Source organism: Mesorhizobium sp. M1A.F.Ca.IN.020.06.1.1 (genome assembly GCF_004023265.1).
GTDB lineage: Bacteria > Pseudomonadota > Alphaproteobacteria > Rhizobiales > Rhizobiaceae > Mesorhizobium.
The window spans coordinates 1-2,765 of record NZ_RZSR01000813.1; the positions used below are offsets into that span (position 1 = coordinate 1).

Consider the following 2,765-nt stretch of genomic DNA (forward strand, 5'->3'; position numbering starts at 1 on the left):
ATGTCGAGGTCGGGGAATTTGCGGTTCAACTCGGCGATCGCCCGCAGGTTGATCGAGGCGTCCTCGCGGATGGCCGTGTGCGGACAGCCGCCGGTCTCCACGCCGACGATGCGCTCCTCCGGCAGCGCCTGCAGGCGCGCCAGCATCATGGCGTCTTCCTTGGTGTAGATGTCGTTTGTGACGACGGCGATCGAGAACCGGTCGCGCAGCGCCTTGCAGAGCTTTTCGGTGAGCGTCGTCTTGCCGGAACCGACGGGGCCGCCGATGCCGATGCGCAGGGGACCATTGGGTTGGCTCATGCCGGAAACTCCGTGATGGCGAGGATTGCGAAGCCCAGCCCGATCAACAGGCAGAGCGGCGAGTAGAGGCGCCGGTCGAGCCGGGCGAAGGGCTGCTCCGGCGTCAGCCCGCGCCACCAGGGGGTGAAGCCGGCGATGCCTCGCCCGAAGAAGACCATCCCAAAGAGCAGCGCCGTGGCGGCGAGGCCCTGCCTGGGAAAGGGCGAGGCGAAGACGCCTTCAAGGGCCAGCGGCCATAGCGTCGCAAGCGCCAGGCACGCGGCGACGGCAAAGCTCGCGACGGGCGAGGGCATGTCGTCGACGCCGCGAAAGCCGACGACGGCGCGGGCGCAGGATTTCGCGTCCTTTCCCGGCCAGATGCCGCCTATGCCCCAATAGACATGCAGCGTGGTGATCAGCAGCAGGATGAGGGAGAGGACAAAGGCAAGTATGATCATGAGCGGAACAGACGCGAATATTGGGTTTCGTGCTTCATCGCCGCAATGTCGGATATCAAGGCCGAGCCGCCGAGGTCATCGAGCGTGGAGTTCGCGGCGCGAGCAGCTGTCGCGAGCGCCAACGGTTCGAAGCCGGCTAACAAAGCGGTGGCATCGACCTGTCCTACAACGCCGAGCCGGATAGCGGCCTGCACGAGGTTGGAGAAGAAGGCCTGCAGGAAGGCCGACAGCGCGTCCGCCAAGCCGATGCCATCGCTGCCAGCGATCGCGCCGACAGCGACGCAATAGGGGCAATCCGCAGGCAGGCGCTCGAGCGCATGACAAGGCCAGGCAGAGGCGGCTTTTTGGAAGGCGGCGCCTTGGAGCATGGTTTCCATGTGACGCTGCTGCGATCCGGCAAGCGCCTCGGCAAGCGCGGCGACTTCCGCGATATCGCCGCCGTCATGCGCGCGCCGCCAGCTTTCGGCAAAGAGCACCGCATCGTTCCAGCCCGAGCCCATCTCGACCAGCGTCTCCAGCCACTCGGCGAGATCCCCGCGATCGGCGACAAGTCCGTCATGCACGGCCCTTTCGAGGCCATGACTGTAGGAGAAGCCGCCGACCGGAAAGGACGGCGACAGCCAGGCCATCAGCCGCAGCAGTGCGGTACCGGACGGCTGGTCAGTCATGGTGATGGTGGTGATCGTGGTCGTGGTCATGATGGCCATGCGCGTGATCATGATCGTGATGGTCGTGGCCGTGATGATCATGCGCATGGCCATGGTCGTGGCCATGTCCGGAATAGGCGCCGCGCACGGGACTGAACGGTTCCAGCACCTCGCTGACCGCGGCGCCGAGCCCTTCCAGCATCGCCTTGATGACATGGTCGCGCAGGATGAGGATACGGTCCGCCTCGATTGCCGCCGCGAGGTGGCGGTTGCCAATATGCCAGGCAAGCTCGGTGAGATGCACGCTGTCGCGGGCGCGGATGTCGTAGACTTCCTCCGGCGCGGCGACGATCTCGAGCTGGCGGCCGTCCTCCAGCACCAGCCGGTCGCCATTGCCGAGCGCCACCGGCTCGGGCAGATCGACCAACACCCTGTCGCCGCCGGCGGTTTCGATGGCGCGGCGGCGCAAATGCCGCTCGTCATGCGGCAAGATGGCCTTGTCGAAAGGTGTCGCCGCTCCGCCCTCGCCGGCCGGGAGCACCGAGACGGCGCGCGGAAATTTGGTGAAATCGGTGTTGATGTTGAGCTTCATTTCATGGCTCCGCCATTGGCTTGCGCCCGCGCGCGGGCGGGTCGCGACAGCACGCGATCGAAAGAGGCGTTGACGCGATCTGAGTCGACCGAGAACCGGCCGGCGCGCGCCCAACCACCCATATCGCCGAGCAGAACGTCGACGGCGGAAAAGCGGTCGCCGAGCGCAAAAGGCTTGTCGCCGAGCCGGCGGTCCAGCGCCTTCACTTCCGAAGCGAAATCATGGGCGGCGGCAGGGCCGACATCGACGCGCAGCTCCCTGGGCAGGATGAAGCGATGGCGCAGCTTGTTCCACAGCGGCGCCTCGAACTCGCTCTGAGCAAAATGCATCCAGGAATCCATCTCGGCGCGGCCGGCGAGCCCGGGATCGGCGCCCATTCCCTTATCGGCATGCTTGTCCGCTAAATAGACGCAGATCGCCGCCGAATCAGTGATCGTCAGCTCGCCGTCGATCAGGATCGGCACCTTGCCGGAAGGGTTCAGCGCATAGGTCTCGGGCGAGCGCAGCTTCACCTCTACGAACTCATAGGATTGCCCGAGCTCCTCGAGCATCCAGAGCACGCGGCTGACCCGGGAACCTCGTGATCCGACGGCCTTGTACATGGTTCGAATCCTGCCTTTTCCCGGAGCCTAGACCATCCAAGCCATCAGCCCAATGACGATCAGGCGATGAGGTCGAAGAGCCGCAGGAATGAAATCCGGTAGCTAAAACAGAAAATACCGCTGCGCCATCGGCAGCACCGTCGCCGGCTCGCAAGTCAAGAGCTCGCCGTCGGCGCGCACCTCATAGG

Annotated in this window: 5 protein-coding genes; all 5 read right to left on the reverse strand. The window is 65.2% G+C overall.

Translation table 11 applies throughout. The annotated features are described in order from the left end of the window. Positions 1–299, reverse strand: a 299-nt coding sequence (locus EOA60_RS27355; RefSeq protein WP_164899576.1) for an urease accessory protein UreG, incomplete at its 3' end; no start/stop codon positions are given. Beyond that, positions 296–736, reverse strand: a complete 441-nt coding sequence (locus EOA60_RS27360; RefSeq protein ID WP_095825544.1) for a DUF3995 domain-containing protein — start codon at positions 734–736, stop codon at positions 296–298. The genes EOA60_RS27355 and EOA60_RS27360, both read right to left, overlap by 4 nt. Further along, on the reverse strand, positions 733–1,404 hold the full coding sequence (locus EOA60_RS27365) for an urease accessory protein UreF (protein ID WP_095825592.1): 672 nt from the start codon (positions 1,402–1,404) through the stop codon (positions 733–735). The genes EOA60_RS27360 and EOA60_RS27365 overlap by 4 nt, the downstream gene beginning before the upstream one ends. Next, positions 1,397–1,975, reverse strand: coding sequence for an urease accessory protein UreE (ureE, locus tag EOA60_RS27370; protein ID WP_095825543.1), 579 nt, complete (start codon positions 1,973–1,975; stop codon positions 1,397–1,399). The genes EOA60_RS27365 and ureE overlap by 8 nt, the downstream gene beginning before the upstream one ends. Continuing rightward, positions 1,972–2,577, reverse strand: a complete 606-nt coding sequence (locus EOA60_RS27375) for a glutathione S-transferase family protein (protein WP_128312191.1) — start codon at positions 2,575–2,577, stop codon at positions 1,972–1,974. The genes ureE and EOA60_RS27375 overlap by 4 nt, the downstream gene beginning before the upstream one ends. Positions 2,578–2,765 lie beyond the last annotated feature (188 nt).

Bases quoted from the DNA above. Each gene is read 5' to 3' on its own strand.
- EOA60_RS27375 (WP_128312191.1), bottom strand. From the start codon at position 2,577: ATGTACAAGGCCGTCGGATCACGAGGTTCCCGGGTCAGCCGCGTGCTC.
- EOA60_RS27360 (WP_095825544.1), bottom strand. From the start codon at position 736: ATGATCATACTTGCCTTTGTCCTCTCCCTCATCCTGCTGCTGATCACC.
- EOA60_RS27365 (WP_095825592.1), bottom strand. From the start codon at position 1,404: ATGACTGACCAGCCGTCCGGTACCGCACTGCTGCGGCTGATGGCCTGG.
- ureE (WP_095825543.1), bottom strand. From the start codon at position 1,975: ATGAAGCTCAACATCAACACCGATTTCACCAAATTTCCGCGCGCCGTC.